Source organism: Kocuria atrinae C3-8, from assembly GCF_000286355.1.
GTDB classification, from domain to species: Bacteria; Actinomycetota; Actinomycetes; order Actinomycetales; family Micrococcaceae; genus Kocuria; species Kocuria atrinae_A.
The window spans coordinates 1-21,543 of the sequence record NZ_AJXN01000002.1 but is presented as its reverse complement, the minus strand read 5'-3'; the positions used below and the strand labels follow the sequence as shown (position 1 = coordinate 21,543).

Below are 21,543 nucleotides of genomic sequence, written 5' to 3'. Positions count from 1 at the left end.
AACCATTGAAGGAATCCCATGAATTCGCCGCGTCAGCCAAGTGCCCCTTCGGGTGGGAAGAAGTTTTCGCCGGTTCGGCTGCGTGGCTGGCCGCGCGAATCTTTACCCCTGACCACGATCGTTGCGGGCGGGCTCGGCGGCGCACTCACGATTGCCCTGCTGGGCTTCACCGGTGATTTATTCGGGGTTCCGCTGCTCATTGCCGCATTCGGCTCGTCGTGTGTGCTGCTGTTCCTGGTGCCGGATTCGCCGTTCTCGCGGCCGGTCAGCGTGGTCGGAGGTCACGTGGTTGCCGCCGCGTGCGGCCTGCTGATTCATTCGGTCCTGCCCACTGCATGGTGGAGCCTGGGCATTGCCGTGGGGCTCGCGATGATTGGGATGGCGTCGCTGCGCGTGATTCACCCGCCGGCCGGTGGCACGCCCATCGCCATCCTGTTGTCGCATCAGGGCTGGGACTACCTGCTGATGCCCGTGCTCGTGGGCTCGCTGGTGCTGTCCGCGTGCGCGCTCGGATATCGGCGCCTTGTGCGCAACGTCTCCGCATCGCGTCGGCCGGATGCCGCGGACGATTCGACGACGCCGCGCCCCACCTCGGTGACGCCTTCCGAGGTCCCGTGTCATGATGAAGCCCTCCAACTCACCGACCGGAACAAAGGAGTTCTTGGGTGACTACGTGGCATATCAGAGATTTCCACCCCGCTGACATGGACTCGATTCTGCGGTTGTGGGAGAGTTCGCGCTTGTCCGGAGTGGAACCCGTCTACGCTCTCTCGGAAGTCCTGGCGTCATGCCAGGAGGACCAGGCCGTGGTGGCCGTGGATGATGACGTGGTGGTCGGCGCGGCCGTCGCACGCGCGGCACATGACCAGGGCTGGATCGTGTTCTTCGGTGTGGACAGTCAGTGGCTCGACCAGGGCATCGGCAGTGCGCTCTTGGCGGCTGTTGAAAGCAAACTCGCACCACTGGGACTCACCAGGCTCTCCTTCCTGGTGCCCGACTCCGAGCGCCGCGTGGAGGCGCTGAACGAGGCAGGCTTCCAGGACAAGAAACACCTGCGCTACTTCGAACGTGAAATCCCTATCCAACGACAGGAAATCGGCCTGCTCGATGAGCTGGGTGGCCGGCTGCTGCCGCGGAACCTCTGGAACAACGTGGGAGGCATGCAGCGGGAGAAGGAAATGCTCGAGCGACGCCTGGTCCTGCCGCTCGCTGACCCCGATCTCGCCCAGCAGTACGGCGTGGTCCCGCCGCGCGCGGTCATGCTGTTCGGCCCTCCAGGTACGGGCAAGACAACCTTCGCCAAGGCCATTGCCTCCCGACTGGAATGGCCATTCGTGGAAGTCTTCCCGTCCCGTCTCGCCGCGGATCCCAAGGGCTTGGCCGGCGCACTGCGCGAAATCTTCCTCGAGATCTCGCAGCTGGAACACGCGGTCGTCTTCATCGACGAGGTCGAGGAAATCGCCGCCCAACGCAAAGGCGATCCGCCATCGCCTCTGCAGGGTGTGACCAACGAACTGCTGAAAATCATCCCCGCCTTCCGCGACCGCCCCGGCCGATTGCTCGTTTGCGCCACCAACTTCATTCGCACGTTGGATTCGGCCTTCCTGCGCCACGGCCGCTTCGATTACGTCATTCCCATTGGCCTGCCCGACGACGTCGCTCGCCAAGCCATTTGGCTCCGCTACATCCCCGAGTCGGTCGCCGAAAACGTTGACCTGGACCTGCTGGTGTCCAAATCGAACGGGTTCTCCCCGGCGGATATCGAGTTCTCGGCGCGCAAGGCCTCCCAACACGCGCTGGAGAAATCGGTCTACGGGGCCGCTTCGGATGGTTCTGCGGCCGATGCCGACGACGCCGCCAAGACCGACAATGCCGCCGCTCGCACACCACGCGCTACCGGGCCCACGACCGAGGACTACCTGGAAGCTATCGCCCAAACCCGCGCCACGGTTTCCGCGGAGGTCGTCCACGAGTTCCAGGAGGACATCAAACGGATCGCGCGGTTGTAGCTGCTTGGTCCGCTCCACGGTGACTTTGCCGCACCCTATCTCCCGCAGTTGGGCGTGACTAGGGTGGACGCATGAGCAAAATTGCGGTGTTGGGCGCCAGTGGAAATTTCGGCTCGGCCGTCTCCGACGAGTTGGAACGGCACGGCCATGATGTGGTGCGCATCAGCCGGAGCCACGGCGTGGACGTGATGTCGCCGGAGGGCATGGAGCGAGCTCTGGAGGACGTGGACATCGCGGTCGACGCGCTCCACATCGATGCGCTCGGCGCGCAGAAGTCGATCGAGTTCTTCACCCGCGCGGCACGGAACGTGGTCCAGGCGGCGCAAGCGAACGGCGTCGGCAGGATCGTGTGTCTGTCCATCGCGGGTGCAGCCAATCCCGAAGTGAACCATCGATATGGCTACTACCAGGCAAGGCCGCGCAGGAGAGTTTCTACCAAGAGGCGGATATCCCTTCCACGACGGTGCGCTCTTCGCAGTGGTTCGAGCTAATCCCTGTGCTCGTCCATCGGGTGACCAAGGGGCCGCTGTCGATCATGCCAAGCATGTTGATGGCGCCTGCCGCGATGAGTGATGTGGTGACATTCATGGCGGATGTCGTGTCTGAACCTCGCCCGGCTCGGAACGAGATTGTTGCTGTCCGGGGACCCAGGTGGATTCCGCGGCGAACTTCGCGCGGAGGATTCTTGCCGCGAAGGGATCGATCGACGGCGTGCAGCCCAAGACCATTCGCGAGGCTTCGTACTTGGGGCGCGGAATTGCCAACGGAGGCCTCATCCCGGCGGATGCGCACGTCACCTCCACGACGGTCGACGAGTGGCTCGGCGCGTAGGAGTACTCCTCCCACTAAGCGGTGAATAAGTTTGGCTTGCGGGCGATCAGTGCGGCATGTGGTCGGGAGCCCGGATCTGTTCTCCGGTGAGACTTGACGATTCTGAATCCGGCAGCTTTCAGATCGTTGCTCATGCCCTTATGACTCCGGAAGAACGCTGGGCTCACCGCATGATCGAACGCCTCGCCATCCTTCCCGTCGAAGAATCCAAGGAGCAGACTTGCACCGGGCCGCAGTACCCGAGCGAATTCCTCAAGAACTCGGGGAACTTCAGATGGGTCAGTGTGTATCAGTGAGTACCACGCGAGAATGCCTCCGCAGTAGTCAGGCGGCAACGGCAGCTGACTGAAGTCTCCACACTCGAATTTTGCCTCAGGATAGGTGGCCCTGGCATGGCCGATGAACTCTTGAGACAGGTCAACGCCAGTGGCATCTCGGTCATCTCGACATAGAAAGTGGGTCCAGTGACCTGGTCCGCAGCCTGCATCCAGTAACGGCCCTGAGCACGCATCCCGCCACTGGCCGATCAGTTCTCGGTCCGACAGGGCCATTTGTTCAACGCTTCCCAGCGCATCGATGTACTCAGAAGCGTTGCGGTCGTAATCCGCAGAAACTCGTTGCCTATCGGTCACGCCTTCGAGGCTACCTCTTCACCTACTGACTTTCTTCGAGATGGCTTGAGGGCTTCGAAGCGCGGGTGTTACGTCGACAGAGTCTCACCGGGGCGAACCGATATCCCCTTGCCGTATACCCCATAGGGGTATATAACGGAGTGAGAGAAACCGACCGAGTTTCGGCGGATCGTTCAGTCGCTCTGGACCATGGCCCACCGTTGGCGTACTGCTTGTCGGAACTCGGACCAACAACGGAAGGACTCACCATGAAACGCACTTCCACTGTGGCTGGCCTGACGCTTGCCGCTGCCTTGGCATTGACAGCTTGTGGGGGCACGGACACCGGGACCGAAGAGGCCCCCACCACTCCGACCGCATCGGCAACTGCGACCGGTTCGGGAGGGGCCACCGCGTCGCCGTCTGCTTCCAGTGCTCATGAGGGACACGAAGGAATGGGTGGTGGCGAGCACCAGCACAACCCGAATGGTGGCCCTCCTCCTGAGGGAATCGTGGAAGCAGGCGATCCGACATACCCCGTCGGCTCCACCGTGACCCTGACCGCCGATCACATGCCGGGTATGAACGGGAGCGAGGCCACCATCACCGGTGCCTTCGACACGACCGCTTACTCGGTGACGTACACGCCGGCCGACGGTAGCGAACCCGTGGTCGATCACAAGTGGGTTGTCCAGGAAGAACTACAGGACCCGGGTGAACCGCCCCTGGCGGATGGTACGGAAGTCGTGCTGACCGCCGATCACATGGCGGGGATGAAGGGGGCCGAGGCCACCATCGAGAGCTCCACCGATGAGACCGTTTACATGGTGGACGTGGAGGTGGACGGGATGAAAATGACGAATCACAAGTGGGTTGTCGAGAGCGAGGTTCAACCCGCTGAGTAGCCTGAGTGCTCTTCAGGCAGATCGACACCGATGACACCTCGGGAATCCCGTCGCCGGCTAATCAGGTCTCGATTGGGCGCGGTCATCCAATTGATGGTTCCCCGCGTTTCGGTGATGTAACCGTGCGGTGTCTTTTCAATAAGTCACCGCACGGTTACACTCTAGACTGTCACCAAGCGGTTACACGTCGGTCAGGGGTGCCATGAGGATTCAAACTGCTGCTGAACTCGGCGCAGCGATTCGCAATCGACGGCTGGACTCTGGGCTGACCCAAGCTGCGCTAGCAGGCAAGGCTGGTGTCTCTCGCAAGTGGCTGGTCGAGGTTGAGGCGGGAAAATACAGCGCCGAAGTCGGCCGTGTTCTGGATGTGCTGTGGGCAGTGGGGTTGAATATCGAGATAACTCCTGAGATCGGTGGTTCCGGTGGATAAATTAATCGTCCATCTGGACGGCAACACGATCGGAACGTTTACATTTTCCAGTGGGCAAGTGCGCTTTGAATATATAGATTCGGGGGAGATGATCACACCCATTTCCTTGTCTATGCCCCGCTCGAGTTCGAAGCACTCGAACAAGAACGCGTCCGCATTCCTATGGGGCCTCCTCCCGGATAACCCGGACGCTTTATCGAACATGGCGGCCGAAGCGGGCACATCTGCCAATTCCCTCTCTGGGCTTTTGCGCCATGTTGGCGCAGATGTCGCGGGTGCCCTTCAAATACTTCCTCCGGGCGTGGACAGCGACGACGCACACCCACTCTCGTTGGTTCAGGAACCATCCTGACCGATCAGGGGGTGGAGGAACTCATGCGCGCGGCGGTGGACAAATACACAGGGAGACAACCCGGAGGGGGGCAGAGCTTCCGATTCAGTTTGGCGGGAGCCCAGGCAAAGATCGCGCTGAGCCGGAAGCCTGACGGGCAATGGGCCACGCCCAATCCGCGCATTGCGACTACGCATATCCTCAAGCCGGTAAGAGTGGGCGATCGCAGCTTTGTCAGCGAGATTGACCTCGTGGAACAACTGACCTTGGGCGCAGCCCGCGAGTTAGGCCTTGATGCCGCTCGATCCGAGGTGTGGACCGCGCCATCTGGGGATCTAACCGCATTGGTCGTTGACCGCTTTGATCGATGGATCAATGATGAAGGTATCGTCAAGCGTGATCATCAGGAGGACCTACTTCAAGCCCTGGGAGTGCCTCCTGAAAAAAAATATCAGCATCTCGATGGTGGACCTGGGGTCGGAATGGCGGCTCAACTCTTCAGGAACAAGGTGGCACCATCGCAAAGAGGAGCCGTCGCTGAGGCGTTTTTCAAAGGGCTTGTTTTCAATGTTGGAATTCTGGGAACGGACGCCCACGCGAAGAATTATTCCCTGCTATTGAAAGACCAATCCGTCCATTTGGCGCCCCTTTATGACCTGATCTCGGCAGGGGCTCACATGGTGGATACTGACTCCCTCACCTTCCCCATGGCAATCAACGGCGAGTACAAGTTCACCCGGATCGGTCCTGCCGATCTTGTCAAAGAAGGCCGCCGATTGGGCTTGTCAGGAGAACGATCGACCCAGCTCGTGGAACAGATCCTCGCCGGTATTCCGGCGGCATTGGAACGTAGTGCAGTTCACTCTGGTCATCAAGAACTGGGTGAACGCATGATGGAAGGCATTAATCAGATCTCACCCGCCCGATATTTCGCGAACGACAGGTAGCCCGCGAAACCCGCCCGAGCGCCGTCGTCCCCGCTCCGAAAGCCGCAACTCCTGGCAACTGCTGCCAACCACGGGAACCCGGCTGGGCCCGCGGATACAGTGACCATCAGATCGCCATGGTCGGAGCTGGCTGGGTTTTTGGAGTGGTCAGCGCCGCCGCGATGGCACGGAGTTGGACGCGACGAAGGGGCCGCACACATGACTACTCAACCCGAACTCGGCAGCAAGACCGGCCGCTTCATCGAGCAGGACGGCCAGACGTTTCGCGATCTCGACGGCGACGGCGCCCTGTCACCCTTTGAGGACTGGCGCCTCCCCGCCGCCGAACGAGCTCGCGACCTCGTCTCCCGCATGACCACCGAGGAGAAGGCCGGCTGATGGTCATCGGCTCGCACTACCCGGGCTACTCCGCATTTCTGCCCAATCCGGTCGAGGGCCAGATCCTCAACCAGGAAGACGTCTGGCGTGACGCCAACCCCATCACCGGCGTGCCTTTCGCAGAGCCTGTTCTCGTGACCTCGGCAACCAACAAGGCCATCAACGAGCGCGGTCAGCGCTACTTCGTGGTCCGCGACAACCTCACTCCCCAGGAACTCACCGAGTGGACCAACGCGGTCCAGGAACTCGCCGAGAACTCGCGACTGGGCATCCCTGCGGTCTTCGCGTCCAACCCCCGCAACCATGTCGCGCTCGTCTCCCAGTTCGGCGTGAACGAGTCCACCGGCATCTTCTCCGAATGGCCCGGTGAGCTGGGACTGGCCGCTTTGAATGACCCCGAACTCATCGAAAAGTTCGGCCAGGAGATCGCCAAGGAATGGCGCGCCGGCGGCATCCACAAGCTCTACGGTACATGGCTGACCTCGCCTCCGAGCCTCGCTGGTCCCGCTTCAATGGCACCTTCGGTGAGGATCCCGAGCTGGTCTCCGAGTACATCGGCGCCGTGGTGCGCGGCATGCAGGGCGAGACCCTGAGCGAAGAATCCGTGGCTACCACCATCAAGCACTTTCCGGGCGGCGTGCGTCTGGACGGCCACGATCCGCACTTCGAGTGGGCCAGACCAACGAGTACCCCACCGAGAACGCGCTCGAGAAGTACCACCTGCCCCCGTTCCAAGCCGCTCTGGACGCCGGTGCCGCCTCGATCATGCCGTATTACGCCCGCCCCATGAACAACTCCGCCCCGCAGCTGGACCAGGAGTTCTGGCAGGGCCCCACCACTCAGTTCGAGGAGGTTGCGTTCGCCTACAACCGCACCTTCATCCAAAGGCTGCTGCGCGACAAGATGGGCCACGAGGCTACGTGAACTCCGACTCCGGCGTCATCGACGCCATGATGTGGGGCGTCGAGGACCTCAGCGAGGCCGAGCGGTTCGCCGCCGCCGTCCGCGCCGGCACCGACATTTTCTCGGACATGGCCAACCCCGCCCAGCTGATCGCCGCCGTCGAGCAGGGTCACCTGGAAGCCTCCGAGCTCGACCAGCCCGCCGCGCGGCTGCTCACCGAAATCTTTGCGCTCGGCCTGTTCGAGAACCCCTACGTCGACACCGCTCGTGCCGCCTCCGTCATCGCGCCCCTGAGATCTCGGCCCTGGGCGAGCGGGCGCAGCGGCAGTCGGTCACGCTCCTTCGTAACGACGCCGACGCCGCTCTATTGCCTCTCCAGCTCGACAAGCCCACCAAGGTCTATCCCTTCGTGACGGGCCGTACCAAGATCGACCAGGTGCAGGGCCAGCTGGAAGGGGCCATTGCGGCGGTATGGCCAACCGCAGACATCGTCAGTGCTCCCGAGGACGCGGACTTCGCGCTCATCTGGGCCCGCCCCGAGATCGCGCTGTTCGAGGACGATCGCGAAGGTGTGTCGCTGTCTCTCGACCCCCGTGACAACGGCGTGGACGTGGACCGTGTGCAGGAGATCGAGAAGACCGTCCCCACACTGTTGGTGGTCAACGCGACCAACCCGTGGCTGTTGGCCGAACTCGAACCCGAAGCCCAGGCGGTGGCGGTTACCTTTGAGATCAAGCCCGAGCACCTGCTGCGCTCGCTGTCCGGAGAAGATGGCGGCCCTGCCGGTCGCCTGCCCATGACCCTGCCGGTGTCCGCGCAAGCCATTGCGGATTCACCCCGCGATGTGCCCGGCAAGTTCCTGGGTGACGAGTACGCCTACCGCGACCGTGACGGCAACCTGTACAGCTACGGATTCGGGCTCACGCTGTAGCTGAGCCACCGCGAAAGAATGTGGCGGCGCGTCTGAAAACGGACCGCGCCGCTGCGGTGCTACTTGGCGAAAACCTGTCCGAGTGTCGTCGTCGGTACTACTGGTTGACCAGCACCTTCTCCGGCTCGTCGGGGGAGCGCTCGGCCTTGCGGTCGGCCAGTTCGCGGCGGACCACCCACACCATGCCGGCGATCCACAGGGCAGCCAGCACCCCCAGGATCGCGTAGTAGGCGCCGGCCCCGGGGAGGACGGACTGCACGGCGTCGAGGCCCAAAAGCGTGCGGACGTTGGTGAAGATGATCAGGCCGCCCGCGGCGATCGCGAGCACGCGCGGGGCGAGCAGGCGGACGAGATATGCGGCGATTGGTGCGGCCAGCACGCCGCCGATGAGCAGCGCGATCACGAAACCGAAGTCGATGCCCTGGCTACCCAGTGCCAGCAGGAAGCCCGCGGAGGCGCCCAGGCTCACCACGAACTCGGACGTATCAATCGAGCCGATGACCTTGCGCGGCGCGATCTTCCCCGAGGCCAGCAGCGTGGGGGTACCCACCGGACCCCAACCGCCGCCGCCGATCGCGTCCATGAATCCTGCCACTGTGGCGAGCGGGATCAGCAGGAAGCCGGGAACCTTGCCTTTGAAGTCCGGGCGTCGGTCCGGGATGGTCAGGAACCGCCACACCACGAAAATGCCTAGTCCCAGCAGCACCATGGACATCACCGGTGCCGCGGCCGCGCCGGACAGCGTCAACACGTGCGCCCCGAAGAACGCAGCGATGCCGCCGGGCACCGCCATGAAGCCGACCACGCGCCAGTCGATGTTGCCGAACTTCCAGTGCGAAAAACCCGAGGCGAGCGTGGTGCCCACCTCAGCCAGGTGCACGGTGGCGGAGACCGAGGCGGGGGCCAAACCCACGGCCAGGAGCAGCGTGGATGACGTGACGCCGTAGGCCATGCCCAGCGACCCGTCCACGAGCTGCGCCCCGAATCCCACGAGGGCGAGCAAGATGAGTGTCCGCACGGAAGCTCCTGCCGGAAAGAAGATGAGTTGGCTCCATCCAAAACCCCCTCGTCAGCGCACTCAATATTTGTTGAGAAGTGCGTCCTCGCATGTAGAACCGTGACAACTACTTGACTTGCACCACCCTTGCGTGGGTGGTGTGCGCCACAGTCTGGTTCGCGCGCCTTCCTTGTGCGATTCAGGCCGACGACGCCGCTCGGTCACCACACGCCGCCGGTCACCACGCGACGTCGCTCGGGGACTCCACGATCCGCGGCTCCGTGAGGCCTCGGGGGCCGGCTGCTCCGCCAGAGCGGAAGGGAACTGCACACCCGTGCGCTCGGTCAGCTCATTCAAGGTCACCTGGTAGGTCTTGAACTCCTGCAGGTCCAGGGTCTCCAACTGATCCAAGTTCTGTGTCAGCAGGAATGCCTTGGCGGTGAGTTGCCCGTCGGTCGTATAGGCCAGGACTTTCCAGAACTCCCGGGGGATACGCACGCCGCGGTATTCGCGGTCGTCGTCGTGGAACACTGGTCCGCCGAACACGCTCAGCCGCAGTCGGTCCACCTCGACCTCGTCGTAGACGGCGTCCTCGAGGCGACCCCACAGACCACCGCGCGAGGACTGGTTGAAGCTGTTGATCTGCGGGGAGATGTTGGTGAAGTAGAACGAGTCCTCGTTGGCTTGCTGGGCTTCCGTTCGCGGTCCCCACGTGAGGTCCGCACGGCGGGCGAGGTGCCCGCGGTCCAGGTCGTTGGCCTTGTAGACCTCGTCGCCCATCTGGTGCTGGGCCTCGATCTGCGGATCCAACTGGAATTTGATGGAGTTGCGGGAGAGCTTCTTGAGTGATTCCCCATCGATGTTCCATGCAACCCAACGGGCCAACCTCCGCGATGCGCTCATGGTCAGTGAGAGGTGCGTGTGGTGAACTACCTCGCCGCCGTCCTTAACCGGTGCGACGTCTTTGGCGAGCTCGGCGCTCAGGGTGGGCAGAGCGACGTCGTCACCCAGGAAGCCGGCATCGTAACCGTGACCGGGGGCAGCGGCTGCCTCCGCGCGGACCGTTTCGTACGTGGTGGGGCTCAGGCTGATGTCGAGCTTCTCTAAGACCGACGCGGGGAGGCACGCGATCGCGGATTCCGCACCGCCGCCGGCATCACCCGCGAAGTGCAGCCCGGCCATCACGCGGGAGGTGCGACCGTTGCCGCTGCGGAACATCCACACGGAACCGGAATCGCCGCCCTCGCTCAGTTCCAATTCCTCGCCGCGGGACGGGTCGGGGCCGATCTCGAAACCGCCGATGTTCCGCTCGCCGAAGCCCTCGCCGTAATCGAGTTTGGTGAGCACGTCCACGCGTCGGACCACGCCGTACGTGACGCCGCTGGTGCGCCCGGACTTGACCACCTTGTCGCCCAGCTCCGGATCGCCGATCTCCTCGGGGATCACGTCCAGCTCAAGAATCGTGGGGTCGAAACGCCGATCCGTCAGCGACGTGATCGCGCAATCACCGGCCGGACCCAGATGGGAGCGCACGAGTTCGCCCAAGGAGTTTTGGCCCACGCGATTGTCGTCGAACGTGCCGGGCTGCACCGTGCGGGCACCGATCTGACTGCCCGGGCCGTGCAGGACGTGCCAATTGCTCAGTCCGTAGGGCGTGCCGTCCTCGCGACCGTAAACAATGGCACCCAGGGTGCCCGCGGACGTGGTCTCGTTGCTGATGCTCACGCCCGGCACCACCGGATCGTGGCGGCGGGTCCTGATGTTGGGTGCGACCTCGGGGACCAGCACGTAGCTGGGTACGTAACTGACCTCGAGCACATCGGTGGGCACGGTCAGCTGCTCCACCTCGATGCTGTCCGGGAGGGCGTGCGTGCCGAGCAGGGCGAGCTCATCGACGGGGAGTTTGCGATGCACGGTGAACTGCACCGCGATCTGATCCGTGGTTTTACCGTCCACCACCTTGTACCCGACCCCGATCGAACTGACATTGGGGTCCTTCAAATACGCCTGGCCGCGCACCCGAATGAACTCGCGCAGAGTCCTTGTGTCCTTGGCCGAAAGGTTTCCGAGTTTCCGCTCTCCGGCGGGCTGTGAATTCGACATGCAGACACTGTGCCTCCACAGCCTGACAGCCGGGTGACTAGGACCTTAACGTGACGATGGCGCTCGCGGGATGCCGCGCACGTGTCACCTTTCGTGGGCAGAAAGTTGCCGCCCCACTGCATGTGCAGGGAGGCGGCAACTGTCTTTACTCGCTCAGGTCAGGCGGCTGGTCAGGCCAAACGACCCGTGGTCGGGAAGCGGTCCCACGCGCGGTGCTGGCTGAGCAGTTCCATGATGGTCTTGAAGACCTCCACGGGATCGCTGCCCGTCTCAACACCGGCGCTGTCGTCGAGCTTGAGCGTGCTCAGCACATCGTTGCCCGATCCCCAGGAACCAGGGCCTTGGCCTGGCGCCACACTTCCTGCAGAAGCAGGGCAACGCGGGGGTCGAGACCCTCGGGGCCCGCCGCGGCGGCCTTACCATCGAAACCGTGGTGGGCGTCGTCGCTGGGGGCCGCGTTCGAGGCGACCAGAACGGCGTCGAACTCGATGGAACGCGCGGTGAGGTAGGTGCGCTGCGCAACGATGCCATCGCCCACCTCGCCACCGGTGGGGGCGATCACCAGCGGAACCATGTCCGACTCGTCCACGGCAATGATGAGGTTCTTGAGTGCCGCAACGTCAACGTCCGGACCCACCACAATGCCGATCTGACGACCCTCGGTGGGCCACGTCTTGCCGACCTGGGTGATCGCTGCGGAGGGCTTGATGTCGTCCGCAGGCTTCACGGAAGGCTCCGGCTCGGGCAGGCCGAGCATGGTGGCCACGTTGCGACCCAGGTCCGGGTCGATCGAGGCCAGGTGGCGGAGCTGACGCGCGCGGATGTTCTCGTCCCAGCACTTGCCGAGCTCGAACGCGTAGGCCTGCGCGGTGTGTTCGCGTTCCACCTCGCTCAGCGACAGCCAGAACATACGGAGCTGGCTGAAGTGATCGTCGAAGGTCTGCGGGCGCTTGCGTTCCTTGACGGACGCAGACACGGACTCCGGGTAATCGATGAACGGGTGAGCGTCCGCCGGAGTCTCGAACGGATTGCCGCCGTCCAGCGAATTGGGCCGGTACGGTGCCACACCCCCGTGAACGGCGGACTGATGCATACCGTCGCGCAGCATGTCGTTGATCGGAGCGTGTGCCCGGTTGATGGGCAGCTGATTCCAGTTGGGCCCGCCCAGGCGCGTGATCTGGGTGTCCAGGTAGGAGAATAGGCGGCCCTGTAGCAGCGGGTCATTAGTGACATCGATACCCGGGACCAGGTTGCCGGGGTTGAAGGCGACCTGCTCGGTTTCGGCAAAGAAGTTCGTGGGGTTCTTGTCCAGCGTCATGATGCCCACGGGCTCCACCGGAGCGAGCTCCTCGGGCACGAACTTGGTGGGATCGAGCAGGTCGATGCCCTGGAACATCTGGTCTTCGGTGTCCTCGAACACCTGAACGCCCAGCTCCCACTGAGGGAAGGCCCCGGCCTCGATGGCGTCAGCAAGATCACGCCGGTGGAAGTCCGGATCAGTGCCGTTGACCAGCTGAGCTTCTTCCCAGGTCACCGAATGCACACCCAGGCGAGGCTTCCAGTGGAACTTCACCAGTACCGTCTTGCCGCCCTCTGCAATGAGGCGGAAGGTGTGTACGCCGAAGCCCTCCATCATGCGGAAGGAGCGCGGGATGCCACGGTCGGACATGTTCCACAGCGTGTGATGTTGTGCCTCGGTGTGCAGGGACACGAAATCCCAGAACGTGTCGTGGGCGGACTGAGCCTGGGGGATCTCGCGATCTGGCTGGGGCTTTGCCGCATGCACCACGTCCGGGAACTTGATGGGGTCCTGGATGAAGAACACGGGCATGTTGTTGCCCACCAGGTCCCAGTTGCCCTCGTCCGTGTAGAACTTGGTGGCGAAACCTCGGGTGTCACGGGCCAGGTCGCCTGAACCGCGGAAGCCGAGCACGGTGGAGAACCGCACGAATACCGGGGTCTCCTTGTCCTTGGCGAAGAGACCAGCCTGGCTGATCTTGGACGCGGTGCCGTAGGAGCGGAACGTACCGTGCGCGCCGGAGCCGCGGGCGTGCACCACGCGCTCGGGGATTCGTTCGTGGTCGAAGTGGGAGATCTTCTCGCGGAAGTGGTGATCCTGCAACAGGAGAGGTCCGCGCGAACCTGCCTTGAGAGTCTCCTCCGAGTTGCCCAGACGCACACCGTGAGCGGTGGTGAGATACTCACCCTGCTGTGCGTTGGAAGTCTTCGGGGCACCAGTTTTCGCGCCGGTGGGAGTCACCGTTTCCGGGCCGGACTGATCGGCCTTGGGAGGAAGCGGGGGGCGGGGGGAAGTGGGTTCTTCAAGCGGTGCAGGCTCCACGCCGGGGACGCCCGGAACCTGCGGGATGTTGTTCTCGTTCTTGGACAAAACAGACCTCCTAGGACTGAAAATCATCAGTACCCTTTGTCTATCAGTCCTGGGATGAAATTTGTCAGACGCCTTATGAAATTCCGGGTTTACTCCCAGGGCGCAAGTCTGTGCGCACGGTGCTCGTGAGCGCGGTGAGGCTCGGCTGCTTCGGGGTCGAGCTGAAGCCAAAGTCCGGCGGCGGGGTCATATCGGTCATGATTCCCAATGAAGGGCCGTTCCAGGTGGCTTCAGATGCCGTGATCCCGTGCAGGTCGCTCGCCGAGTACCACTCGAGTCGGTCGTTGCCCGCGGTGCCCACCGTGCGTACGCCGGGCATGATGCGGCTGGCGACGACGTCGCACGTTCGCGTGAACGCCAACGTTCGGCCTAGCGGGGTGGGTACGGCCCGTAGGGCGTATCCCAGGGGATGCCGCGGGCCCACGGTGAAGGTCCAGGTGAGGGGGCCGGCGGTCACGGTCCACGTTGAACTCGTGGTGGTGCCGGTGCGCTGGACGTCCACGGGGATGATGCGAACGTCGTCGAACGTGTAGGTGCTCGCCACGAAGTCCGCGACCCACTGATCCGGGGCGAGCAGTTCACGGCGGCCGTCCGGTGGGCGAGCATCACGTCCGCGAACGGGCCGTGCGGGGTGCGGGACCAACATCCCAGCACCAGCCGGGTGCCGCCGGAGGTTCCGGCTCCTGCGATGTGGCCGTGGAAGCGGTGATGGGTGTGCCGGGTGCGGGACATGGGCTCAGCGTACGGGTGGCTAGTGAATGCGGCGGGTGTGAAGTGAGGAAAATGCAGAGACCAGTCTGGTGTGAGGCAAGTGTCGATTCCGCGCGATTTTTCTGCGGGTTCCTCACCTGAGATTCGGCTGTTGCGCTTACCTCACGTGAGGCTTGACTACCGGTCAGCCCAGTGACTCCACGTGTTCGGTGATGAGGTCCACGACATCCTGCGGACGTTCGAGCATGGGCCAATGGCCGCTCTCCATCACGCGGATGTCCCAGGTGGGGGCGTCAGGGGTGCGCAGCATGTGCGGAATGTTGGTTGCCGCAGAAGCCACGAACAACCCCTGTTGCTGAGTGACGGGATGGTCGAGATGTGCTGGATCGAGCACGGTGTGACCGGGGTGTGGGGTGAACCTTTCGGACAGGTATGTCCTGTCCTGCGGGGTCAGTCCGGGCTCGAGTTCCAGGGCTTGTGGCGGAGGTGCGGCCCAATGGAAAGGGTGGCCGTTACCGTTCTCGATGTCGGCTCGTTCTTGAGAACGAGTGGGTTCGTCCGGACCCCAGTCATCGATCAGACTGCGTCCGTCGATCGGTAGAAAGCTGTCGAAGTGAATGGATGAGCTCACGCGATCGGGTAACCGATCCGCGACTTGGCCGACGACCATCCCGGAGTAGGAATGGCCGACCAGGACCACGGGACGGTCGGGCCACTCAAGAATCATGTTGGCGACTTGAGTGACGTGTCGTTCCAGGGGAACCTGGCTGATGTCGTAGTCAGTGGCCTCGGGTTCCAGACCCTCCAGGGTGAGGGTTGCGGCTTCCAGCCCTTGGTTCCGGAGCTGATCGACGGTGGGTTCCCAGATCCACGCGCCCATCCAGGCTCCGGGGATCATCAGAATGCGGGGTGCGGAGTTGTTGTGGGTGCTCATGGTTGAAGAGTAGATCCGGGAATCTGGTGACGGGGCGGTAGTAGGTCGGACCGTCCAGAATCCTGGGGCACGTGTCCGAACGCTCCCTCAATGGTCCGCTAGAGGGCGGCCGAGCCGGTCCCGATAAGCACTGGGCGAGGTGTCGTATTGACTCACGAAGCTCTGGCGCAGTGCTTCCACTGATCCGAAACCACAGCGGCGTGCGATCTCGGAGATGGGTAGGGCGCTGGCGTCGAGAAGTCTCGCGGCGGCGTCGTTGCGTATCCGGCGCACGAAACGCGCCGGCGAATCGCCCAGGTGCGCATTGAAAAGCCGTGCCAGGTGCCGTGGGCTCACGCCCACGTGATCGGCGACCGCCGTGATGGTGAGATCGTCGTCCAGGTGCTGGTGATGAAGGCGACCGCCGCGTGGACGATCTCGCTGCCCTCGCCGGAAGTCGCCGTGAACATGCTCATCTGCGCTTGATTGCCCGGCCGCTGCAAGTACGTCACCAGGTCGCGGGCGACCTGACTCGAGAGCCCTACGCCGTGGTCCTCCTCGATAAAGGCCAGCGTCAGATCCAGTGCGCTGGTGACCCCGGCCGCCGTGGCCACAGAGCCGTCGCGGATGAAAATGGGGTCCGGATCCACGGTGACCTCCGGGAACTTGCGCACCAGGTCGGCGGCGAAGCGCCAATGAGTAGTGGCTCGCTTACCGTCCAAGAGGCCGGCCGCGGCCAGAATGGTGGCGCCTGTGCACGCGGAGGCGACTCGGCGACTCGAATCCGCGAGCCTCCGAACGTGTCGCAGCAGCGGTTCACTGTCGGCAGCGCGAAGGTGCCCCACACCGCCGGCCACGATCAAGGTATCGAGCGGGCCCAGCAGGTGCTCGACGGCGCCGTGCGCTTGCAAAGTCAGGCCGGTATCGCACCTGATGGGTGCCCCGTAAAGGCTGACGACCTGCACCTGGTACGGATCGCTGAGCCGACCGATGAGATTGGCCAGGTACAAGGGTGTGGTGATGCAGGCGACGTCCAGAAGTTCGGTGTGGTCGTACGCGATCACTGCGGTCTTACGATCGGCCATCAGATTCCCCCGTCCGAAGCCGTAGGACGAGTATCCCAGGATTCCGGACGGGATATAAGAGCTACCGGTCGGTCACCGTGCGCACGCTCCTAACCTCCAAGCATGAACACGCATACCGTTACCGCTCGTACCGCTCGGCGTTCGGGTACGCCGACGCGCCCTGGCCAGTTCAGCTCGCACGCACCGTTGTTCGGCGCTGGCCTTTGCTGTTAGGCGTGGCTTTCGCGGTCTTCAACTTGGTGACCGATGACAACCCCAACGCGCTCGGCGCACTCATGGTGCTGCTGGTCGCGACCACGGCCTACGTGGTCATCGCGGCCCTCGACAAGCCCAGCTGGTCCTGGTCGGTCCTGGGAGTTCTCGTGGTCGTCATCGTCGCTCTTCGATTGCTGTCCGACAACGTGGCCATCGAACTGGGGGTATTCGCCGCCGTGGTGATCGGCTCCATCACGGTCGGATTGATCCGAGGCCTGTGGAAACGGCCGGGAGCCTATCGCTGGCAGCCGTTTGCCGCCGTCGGATTTGTGGCCGTGTGTTTGATCGCGCTGTTGCTCGATCCCCTCGGGGGTCGTGTCTTGATCGCCGTAGGACTGACCGGCCACGCCATGTGGGATGCCGTGCACTGGCGGCACCACGCGGTCGTCTCGCGATCGCTCGCCGAATGGTGCGCCGCTCTGGATCTGACCCTCGGGGCCGGAATCCTTCTGATGCTCGTGTGAGCGGGCATCCAATGTTCTGAGGAAATCATCATGATGTCACCCGTTACCACTGACCTAGCGATCATGGATCACCGTGAGCGGCTGGCCACTGCGGAACGTATTCGCCAAGTCCGGATTGCCCGGGCTGCCCGCATCAATCACAAGGAATCGTCATGGGAAAAATCGTCGTCAGCAGCCTCGTCAGCTTGGACGGGTATACCGAAGGACCCGGGGGAGACGTAATGGTCATGCCCATGGACATGGCGTTCGGCAAGCAGAATGCCCAGCGTATGGCGGCGGCCAGCTCGCTCCTGTTCGGGGCCACCACTTTCCGCGGCATGGTCAGCTATTGGCCCCATCAGGTCGACAATCCCGACGCCGGTGAAGATGACCGGTTCATTGCTCGGCGCTATGCGGAGGGCATTCCGATCACGGTTGTTTCCGATTCGCTGACTCCGGAAGAGACCGAGCCTTTTCGCGAGCAGACGACCATTGTTTCTCGGTCGGGTCTCGCTCAGCGGGTTGCTGAGCTGAAGCAGCAGGAGGGCGAGGCGCTCGTCTTCGGCAGTCGAACGGTCTGGACGGAACTCATGGCCCAGGGTTCGTGGACATCCTGTATTTGATGGTTGGTCCCAAGATCGTGGCCGGAGAGCACCGGGTGTTTGCAGGGGTTCCCGAAACCAACGCGCACCTGACGGATGCTCGACGTTTGCCGGATTCGGAGATCGTCCTGCTCACCTATGAGTTCGGGTCGCGTGAATGAAGGATGCCGGAATGAACTCGTCAACTCATGTCTCGACAAGCCCAACAATTTCAAGAGAGAGCAGTCAACGGACCAGTCGGTCGATCCGTGAGATATCGATGGAGAGCCGTTATGACTAGCGTTCGTTTGAGTTTGTTCATTTCACTGGATGGATACGCCTCGACCACCGGTGGCTCACCGGAGAACCCAATGGGTGAGGACTGGGGCGGCCTGACAGCCGCTTATTCCGAAACCCGCACGTTCCGAAAGTTAGTTTTTGGCGATACCAGCGGCGCGGGGACAAGCGGCCTTGATGACTATTACGCAGCTGAAAGCTTCAAGGGCATCGGTTCCGAGATCATGGGTGCCGCGATGTTCGGCCTGCATTCATTTCCCGACGACCCCGACTGGACTGGGTGGTGGGGAGATGAGCCACCCTTCGGCACGCCAGTGTATGTACTCACCCATTCCGTGCCTCGTCCTCCCATCACCATGGCAGGAGGCACAACGTTCCACTTCCGGAATGCCTCCATCGAGGAAGTACTCGCTGAAGCGACAGAGGCCGCTAACGGCCAGGATGTACGCATCGGCGGGGGAATCCGTACTGGACGGGAGTTTCTGCGCGCGGGCCTGGTCGACCAGCTGCATCTCATGGTCGCGCCGATTCTCCTGGGCAGGGGAACCCGACTGTATGACGGACTGCAAGGACTGGAACTCACCCACAACGTGACGTCGCAAGTGGCCGAGAGTGGAACTATCCATGTCACATTCACTCGTAAAGACGCCCAACAGTAACCGTGAAAGGACACCTCGATGAGCAAGCTGGTGCTGATCGAATTTCTGACCGTCGACGGGGTCATGCAAGGCCTTGGTTCTCCACAGGACGACACGGAAGGTGGCTTCACCCACGGGGGATGGGGTGCCCCGTTTGCCGGGAGTATCCACCAGGTGGTGGCGCCTACGGGTTTGAGCAACACGTCCAGCTACCTGTTCGGTCGCAAGACCTACGAGAAAATGGCGGCCTTCTGGCCGTTCCAACCCGATGACCATCCGATGGCCGCTCACCTGAACGCTACGCCCAAGTACGTGGCCTCCCGCACCCTTCGTGACGTTTCGTGGGCTGGGACGACCATTCTGTCCGCCGATCTCAGCGCTGCCGTGCAAGGCCTCAAGGGGACGGAAACCGGAGACATCGCAGTATTGGGGAGCGGGAATCTGTCTCGTCAGTTGTTGGCCGAGAACCTGGTCGACGAGCTGCGACTCTTCATCCATCCCCTCCTGCTGGGAACCGGCAAGCGCCTGTTCGGCGAGCCCCCAATACCCACAAACCTTGAACTGAAGTCCGTGGCCCAAACCGATCTTGGAACCGTTGCACTGGTTTACGGGATTTAGCGAGTTACTTCGACACTGGGTGATGAAGGTGCTCGCGGCGCTGTTTCGGTCGCTCAGTAGAGCCACCCATTGTCGAATTAGACCGACAGGTCTAAAATTTGACCAAGCGGTCAGTTCCGTTCAGAAGGGGCCGACCTCGCGCATCCGTTAGGGATGATCCGTGATGAGTTCACTCTCCGATTCACCGCAATACCTCATTGGCCCGCAGCTGTACCCAGCCTTCATCAGACTCCTGCTGTGGATGCTTCCCATGGTGCTGGTTGTTGCGGCGGTGGTGAACGCCGCGGTGTACCTGGCCGTTGAGCCCACACCCGTGATCGGCGAATTGATCGCGGTCGCGGCGGCGAAGGCCATCATGGCGGCCCTACTCACCGTGGCGATCTTGGCAGCACTGTTCGCGATTCTTGAGCGAGTGCTATTACCGGAGCAGCTGGCCCGGATCGTGCCAGCTGAGTCGTCCAAGGTTCGAGGCGACCACGGTCATGGTGTATTTCTACACACCACGCATCCCGGACTCACCGAGATTGTCGGGTCATTGGTTTTCATCGTGTTTCTCGCGCTCATCCCGGTGATCCCCACATCATTCGTTTACGCGGGTCAGCTCAATGACGGCGGGAGCTTCCTCAACCCTGATCTCTGGAACGTCTGGCTACCGGTGTACTACGGCTTCCTCGTGGTCTTCGCCGCGGCTGAGGTGTGGAAACTTCGAGCGCGGAAATCCACCACGGCCCTGCGAGTCGTGACACTAGTAGCAACCTTCGCCTTCGCCGCGTTCCTCACCGCCGCTGTCCTCACCATGGACATTGTGGATCCAGTCATTCTCGACGACGCCGCCTGGTCACGTTCCTCGTGGGCGGACCCCGCGTTGGTGGTCGTGATCTGGGCCGTCACGTTGTGGAGCGTGATCACTGCGGCCCGTGCCCAGGGAGTCTCCGACAAGCGGCTAAGTCTGAGGTGAGCAGATCGACGGGCTCGGATAGCATCGGCTCATGGCCGAGGATCCAGAGAAGCAGTGGCAACACAGCGATTCCATCGACATTGTCGTGGAACCAGAGGTGCTCTATGACATGGTGACCAACCCCAAGCGAATTGGGGAGTGGTCACCCATTTGTCGCGGCGGGGAGTGGAAAAACAGCGGTACCGGCAAAGTGGGAGATGTGTTCACCGGTCGCAACGTGGTCGGTGACGTCGAATGGACCACGATCTCCGAAGTTCTCGTGGCCGATCACCCGCGTGAATTCGCTTGGCTTGTGGCGCCTGACCTCGGTGGTGTGGCTCGGTGGAGCTACATCATTGAACCCACCGATAACGGCTCCCGTCTGAGCGAGACCTGGCACGTACTCCCTACGGGGCGTGAATGGTTGCGAAAGAACAGGGGCGAGGATGCGCCCGATAAGCGTCGCGAAGCCGCTCGTCGGGACATCCCGGAAACACTGGCCGCGATCAAGCGAGTTGCTGAGAATGAGGCGGCAAACGGCTGCTGAACGGCTGTCTCAATGGGGGTGCTGCTCCTAGCTCAAATCAACCATGCGGGTGATTGACAGGCCACTTAGTGCCGGGGGAAGCTCGGGGGACAAGGGCTTTTGCGGGCCGGCACCCCATCTGTCGGTCGTTGCCGCAGAGGTTTGAGGACACGCGAAGGAGTACCCCATGCAGTCGCAGAACAACGGTAAACCCGGCGAAGACTCGATCAAGATGAGCGCCGAAGAAGAGCGCGAAGAACTGAGCAGCCGCACCGAAGCCGACGCCGAACCCGCCGATGAGGGTGTTGGTGCCATGACCGACAACAAGGACGAAGACCCGGCCACGGAGAACTGACAACGGCAGGCCCTGCTACGGTCCCGTCATGACCAACGTTTTGGTACTTGGCGGGACCGGCTTTTTGGGCGCGCATCTTGTAGGAGGCTAGCGATAGATCTCTCGCCTGTGTCCCGCGGCCAAGACCAGGACCATCAAGACTCCGTCATCGATCTCGTAGATAACGCGGTAATTGCCCGTGCGTACCCGCCACTCTCCTTTGCCGCCCACGAGCTTTTTAGCGCCGTGAGGTCGGGGATTATCGGCCAAAAGTTCAATTGCGGCCTGAATTCGTAACCGTGCGGGCTTGTCGAGTTTCCTGATCTGGCGCAACGCTGCCGGTGCTAGTTCAATCCGGTAGGTCATGAAAGGCCAAGATCAGATTTGACCTGGTCCCATGGGATGGCATCCTCGCCGTCATCCATTTCCTTCCGGGCAGC

General features: G+C 62.6%; 28 protein-coding genes and 2 pseudogenes. 21 read left to right on the top strand and 9 right to left on the bottom strand.

What is annotated here, in order from left to right; genetic code table 11:
• Nucleotides 1-18: 18 nt before the first annotated feature.
• From YO9_RS0100340 to YO9_RS0100325, 4 genes are all read left to right on the top strand, one after another.
• The gene (locus tag YO9_RS0100340) at nt 19-669 is read left to right on the top strand and encodes an HPP family protein (RefSeq protein WP_016995687.1); all 651 of its coding nucleotides are present in this window, start codon (nt 19-21) and stop codon (nt 667-669) included.
• Nucleotides 666-2,009: an ATP-binding protein gene (locus YO9_RS0100335; RefSeq protein ID WP_016995686.1), complete on the top strand. Its 1,344-nt coding sequence runs from the start codon at nt 666-668 to the stop codon at nt 2,007-2,009. Before YO9_RS0100340 ends, YO9_RS0100335 begins: the two co-directional genes overlap by 4 nt.
• Nucleotides 2,010-2,080: 71 nt before the next feature.
• Nucleotides 2,081-2,500 (top strand): SDR family oxidoreductase, encoded by a 420-nt coding sequence (locus tag YO9_RS0100330; RefSeq protein ID WP_223285881.1) that lies wholly within the window; start codon nt 2,081-2,083, stop codon nt 2,498-2,500.
• Nucleotides 2,501-2,660: 160 nt separating this feature from the next.
• Complete coding sequence (locus YO9_RS0100325) at nt 2,661-2,840, top strand: hypothetical protein (RefSeq protein WP_016995685.1); 180 nt, start codon at nt 2,661-2,663, stop codon at nt 2,838-2,840.
• A gap of 14 nt (nt 2,841-2,854) precedes the next feature.
• On the opposite strand, the gene YO9_RS16080 is transcribed toward YO9_RS0100325, so the two are convergent.
• On the bottom strand, nt 2,855-3,472 hold the full coding sequence (locus YO9_RS16080; protein ID WP_223285880.1) for a class I SAM-dependent methyltransferase: 618 nt from the start codon (nt 3,470-3,472) through the stop codon (nt 2,855-2,857).
• 248 nt (nt 3,473-3,720) lie between these two features.
• Here YO9_RS16080 and YO9_RS0100315 point away from each other — a divergent pair, with 248 nt between their 5' ends.
• The 9 genes and pseudogenes from YO9_RS0100315 to YO9_RS0100300 all read left to right on the top strand — a co-directional run bounded on the left by YO9_RS0100315 (nt 3,721) and on the right by YO9_RS0100300 (nt 8,276).
• Nucleotides 3,721-4,356 (top strand): YdhK family protein, encoded by a 636-nt coding sequence (locus YO9_RS0100315; RefSeq protein ID WP_016995683.1) that lies wholly within the window; start codon nt 3,721-3,723, stop codon nt 4,354-4,356.
• Nucleotides 4,357-4,558: 202 nt separating this feature from the next.
• The gene (locus YO9_RS16075) at nt 4,559-4,786 is read left to right on the top strand and encodes a helix-turn-helix domain-containing protein (RefSeq protein ID WP_016995682.1); all 228 of its coding nucleotides are present in this window, start codon (nt 4,559-4,561) and stop codon (nt 4,784-4,786) included.
• Nucleotides 4,770-5,138 (top strand): HipA N-terminal domain-containing protein, encoded by a 369-nt coding sequence (locus YO9_RS21175; protein ID WP_396350706.1) that lies wholly within the window; start codon nt 4,770-4,772, stop codon nt 5,136-5,138. Before YO9_RS16075 ends, YO9_RS21175 begins: the two co-directional genes overlap by 17 nt.
• A gap of 23 nt (nt 5,139-5,161) precedes the next feature.
• Complete coding sequence (locus tag YO9_RS0100310) at nt 5,162-6,064, top strand: HipA domain-containing protein (RefSeq protein ID WP_223285878.1); 903 nt, start codon at nt 5,162-5,164, stop codon at nt 6,062-6,064.
• A 198-nt stretch (nt 6,065-6,262) separates the two neighbouring features.
• A complete protein-coding gene (locus tag YO9_RS16065; protein ID WP_016995681.1) occupies nt 6,263-6,442 on the top strand; it encodes a hypothetical protein in 180 nt (59 codons plus the stop codon).
• 436 nt (nt 6,443-6,878) lie between these two features.
• Nucleotides 6,879-7,040: pseudogene (locus YO9_RS21170) on the top strand (glycoside hydrolase family 3 N-terminal domain-containing protein); the annotation flags it as partial.
• A 71-nt stretch (nt 7,041-7,111) separates the two neighbouring features.
• Nucleotides 7,112-7,366, top strand: a complete 255-nt coding sequence (locus YO9_RS16055) for a hypothetical protein (RefSeq protein ID WP_016995679.1) — start codon at nt 7,112-7,114, stop codon at nt 7,364-7,366.
• On the top strand, nt 7,363-7,758 hold the full coding sequence (locus YO9_RS16050; RefSeq protein WP_016995678.1) for a hypothetical protein: 396 nt from the start codon (nt 7,363-7,365) through the stop codon (nt 7,756-7,758). Before YO9_RS16055 ends, YO9_RS16050 begins: the two co-directional genes overlap by 4 nt.
• The gene (locus YO9_RS0100300; protein ID WP_016995677.1) at nt 7,755-8,276 is read left to right on the top strand and encodes a glycoside hydrolase family 3 protein; all 522 of its coding nucleotides are present in this window, start codon (nt 7,755-7,757) and stop codon (nt 8,274-8,276) included. Before YO9_RS16050 ends, YO9_RS0100300 begins: the two co-directional genes overlap by 4 nt.
• 97 nt (nt 8,277-8,373) lie before the next feature.
• Here YO9_RS0100300 and YO9_RS0100295 read toward each other — a convergent pair whose 3' ends face one another.
• The 7 genes and pseudogenes from YO9_RS0100295 to YO9_RS0100270 form a co-directional block, all read right to left on the bottom strand.
• Nucleotides 8,374-9,294: a sulfite exporter TauE/SafE family protein gene (locus tag YO9_RS0100295; RefSeq protein ID WP_016995676.1), complete on the bottom strand. Its 921-nt coding sequence runs from the start codon at nt 9,292-9,294 to the stop codon at nt 8,374-8,376.
• Nucleotides 9,295-9,354: 60 nt separating this feature from the next.
• Nucleotides 9,355-11,376, bottom strand: coding sequence for a DNA/RNA non-specific endonuclease (locus YO9_RS0100290; protein ID WP_016995675.1), 2,022 nt, complete (start codon nt 11,374-11,376; stop codon nt 9,355-9,357).
• A gap of 170 nt (nt 11,377-11,546) precedes the next feature.
• Nucleotides 11,547-13,792, bottom strand: a pseudogene (locus YO9_RS0100285) (catalase).
• 46 nt (nt 13,793-13,838) lie between these two features.
• The gene (locus YO9_RS0100280) at nt 13,839-14,411 is read right to left on the bottom strand and encodes a hypothetical protein (RefSeq protein ID WP_223285877.1); all 573 of its coding nucleotides are present in this window, start codon (nt 14,409-14,411) and stop codon (nt 13,839-13,841) included.
• Nucleotides 14,412-14,660: 249 nt separating this feature from the next.
• Nucleotides 14,661-15,410 carry an alpha/beta fold hydrolase gene (locus tag YO9_RS0100275; protein ID WP_016995673.1) on the bottom strand — a complete coding sequence of 250 codons (750 nt, stop codon included), beginning with the start codon at nt 15,408-15,410 and terminating at the stop codon, nt 14,661-14,663.
• 87 nt (nt 15,411-15,497) lie between these two features.
• Entirely contained in the window at nt 15,498-15,746 is a 249-nt protein-coding gene (locus tag YO9_RS20295; RefSeq protein ID WP_317259688.1) for a helix-turn-helix domain-containing protein, read from the bottom strand.
• Nucleotides 15,743-16,474: a GlxA family transcriptional regulator gene (locus tag YO9_RS0100270; protein ID WP_223285876.1), complete on the bottom strand. Its 732-nt coding sequence runs from the start codon at nt 16,472-16,474 to the stop codon at nt 15,743-15,745. The genes YO9_RS20295 and YO9_RS0100270 overlap by 4 nt, the downstream gene beginning before the upstream one ends.
• A 77-nt stretch (nt 16,475-16,551) precedes the next feature.
• On the opposite strand from YO9_RS0100270, the gene YO9_RS0100265 reads away from it, so the two are divergent.
• The 8 genes from YO9_RS0100265 (at nt 16,552) to YO9_RS16035 (ending at nt 21,124) form a co-directional block, all read left to right on the top strand.
• Nucleotides 16,552-17,193 (top strand): hypothetical protein, encoded by a 642-nt coding sequence (locus YO9_RS0100265; RefSeq protein ID WP_016995672.1) that lies wholly within the window; start codon nt 16,552-16,554, stop codon nt 17,191-17,193.
• Nucleotides 17,194-17,345: 152 nt separating this feature from the next.
• Nucleotides 17,346-17,795, top strand: a complete 450-nt coding sequence (locus YO9_RS0100260) for a dihydrofolate reductase family protein (RefSeq protein ID WP_016995671.1) — start codon at nt 17,346-17,348, stop codon at nt 17,793-17,795.
• Nucleotides 17,795-17,935, top strand: a complete 141-nt coding sequence (locus YO9_RS16040) for a hypothetical protein (RefSeq protein WP_016995670.1) — start codon at nt 17,795-17,797, stop codon at nt 17,933-17,935. The genes YO9_RS0100260 and YO9_RS16040 overlap by 1 nt, the downstream gene beginning before the upstream one ends.
• A gap of 111 nt (nt 17,936-18,046) precedes the next feature.
• Nucleotides 18,047-18,709: a dihydrofolate reductase family protein gene (locus tag YO9_RS0100250; RefSeq protein WP_031272389.1), complete on the top strand. Its 663-nt coding sequence runs from the start codon at nt 18,047-18,049 to the stop codon at nt 18,707-18,709.
• 18 nt (nt 18,710-18,727) lie between these two features.
• Nucleotides 18,728-19,306, top strand: a complete 579-nt coding sequence (locus tag YO9_RS0100245; protein ID WP_016995668.1) for a dihydrofolate reductase family protein — start codon at nt 18,728-18,730, stop codon at nt 19,304-19,306.
• A gap of 163 nt (nt 19,307-19,469) precedes the next feature.
• Nucleotides 19,470-20,264 carry a hypothetical protein gene (locus YO9_RS0100240; RefSeq protein WP_016995667.1) on the top strand — a complete coding sequence of 265 codons (795 nt, stop codon included), beginning with the start codon at nt 19,470-19,472 and terminating at the stop codon, nt 20,262-20,264.
• Nucleotides 20,265-20,295: 31 nt separating this feature from the next.
• Nucleotides 20,296-20,790 (top strand): SRPBCC family protein, encoded by a 495-nt coding sequence (locus tag YO9_RS0100235; RefSeq protein WP_016995666.1) that lies wholly within the window; start codon nt 20,296-20,298, stop codon nt 20,788-20,790.
• A gap of 166 nt (nt 20,791-20,956) precedes the next feature.
• Nucleotides 20,957-21,124, top strand: coding sequence for a hypothetical protein (locus YO9_RS16035; protein WP_016995665.1), 168 nt, complete (start codon nt 20,957-20,959; stop codon nt 21,122-21,124).
• An 87-nt stretch (nt 21,125-21,211) separates the two neighbouring features.
• Here the strand turns inward: YO9_RS16035 and YO9_RS16030 are convergent, their stop codons facing one another.
• A complete protein-coding gene (locus YO9_RS16030) occupies nt 21,212-21,469 on the bottom strand; it encodes a type II toxin-antitoxin system RelE family toxin (protein WP_016995664.1) in 258 nt (85 codons plus the stop codon).
• Nucleotides 21,470-21,543 lie beyond the last annotated feature (74 nt).

What these genes read in the sequence shown, in the direction of transcription:
- YO9_RS0100340 (WP_016995687.1), top strand. Translation starts at nt 19, where the DNA reads ATGAATTCGCCGCGTCAGCCAAGTGCCCCTTCGGGTGGGAAGAAGTTT.
- YO9_RS0100330 (WP_223285881.1), top strand. Translation starts at nt 2,081, where the DNA reads ATGAGCAAAATTGCGGTGTTGGGCGCCAGTGGAAATTTCGGCTCGGCC.
- YO9_RS0100315 (WP_016995683.1), top strand. Translation starts at nt 3,721, where the DNA reads ATGAAACGCACTTCCACTGTGGCTGGCCTGACGCTTGCCGCTGCCTTG.
- YO9_RS16075 (WP_016995682.1), top strand. Translation starts at nt 4,559, where the DNA reads ATGAGGATTCAAACTGCTGCTGAACTCGGCGCAGCGATTCGCAATCGA.
- YO9_RS0100310 (WP_223285878.1), top strand. Translation starts at nt 5,162, where the DNA reads ATGCGCGCGGCGGTGGACAAATACACAGGGAGACAACCCGGAGGGGGG.
- YO9_RS16065 (WP_016995681.1), top strand. Translation starts at nt 6,263, where the DNA reads ATGACTACTCAACCCGAACTCGGCAGCAAGACCGGCCGCTTCATCGAG.
- YO9_RS0100290 (WP_016995675.1), bottom strand. Translation starts at nt 11,376, where the DNA reads ATGTCGAATTCACAGCCCGCCGGAGAGCGGAAACTCGGAAACCTTTCG.
- YO9_RS0100280 (WP_223285877.1), bottom strand. Translation starts at nt 14,411, where the DNA reads ATGTTGGTCCCGCACCCCGCACGGCCCGTTCGCGGACGTGATGCTCGC.
- YO9_RS0100275 (WP_016995673.1), bottom strand. Translation starts at nt 15,410, where the DNA reads ATGAGCACCCACAACAACTCCGCACCCCGCATTCTGATGATCCCCGGA.
- YO9_RS0100270 (WP_223285876.1), bottom strand. Translation starts at nt 16,474, where the DNA reads ATGGCCGATCGTAAGACCGCAGTGATCGCGTACGACCACACCGAACTT.
- YO9_RS0100260 (WP_016995671.1), top strand. Translation starts at nt 17,346, where the DNA reads ATGGGAAAAATCGTCGTCAGCAGCCTCGTCAGCTTGGACGGGTATACC.
- YO9_RS16040 (WP_016995670.1), top strand. Translation starts at nt 17,795, where the DNA reads ATGGTTGGTCCCAAGATCGTGGCCGGAGAGCACCGGGTGTTTGCAGGG.
- YO9_RS0100250 (WP_031272389.1), top strand. Translation starts at nt 18,047, where the DNA reads ATGACTAGCGTTCGTTTGAGTTTGTTCATTTCACTGGATGGATACGCC.
- YO9_RS0100245 (WP_016995668.1), top strand. Translation starts at nt 18,728, where the DNA reads ATGAGCAAGCTGGTGCTGATCGAATTTCTGACCGTCGACGGGGTCATG.
- YO9_RS0100240 (WP_016995667.1), top strand. Translation starts at nt 19,470, where the DNA reads ATGAGTTCACTCTCCGATTCACCGCAATACCTCATTGGCCCGCAGCTG.
- YO9_RS0100235 (WP_016995666.1), top strand. Translation starts at nt 20,296, where the DNA reads ATGGCCGAGGATCCAGAGAAGCAGTGGCAACACAGCGATTCCATCGAC.
- YO9_RS16035 (WP_016995665.1), top strand. Translation starts at nt 20,957, where the DNA reads ATGCAGTCGCAGAACAACGGTAAACCCGGCGAAGACTCGATCAAGATG.
- YO9_RS16030 (WP_016995664.1), bottom strand. Translation starts at nt 21,469, where the DNA reads ATGACCTACCGGATTGAACTAGCACCGGCAGCGTTGCGCCAGATCAGG.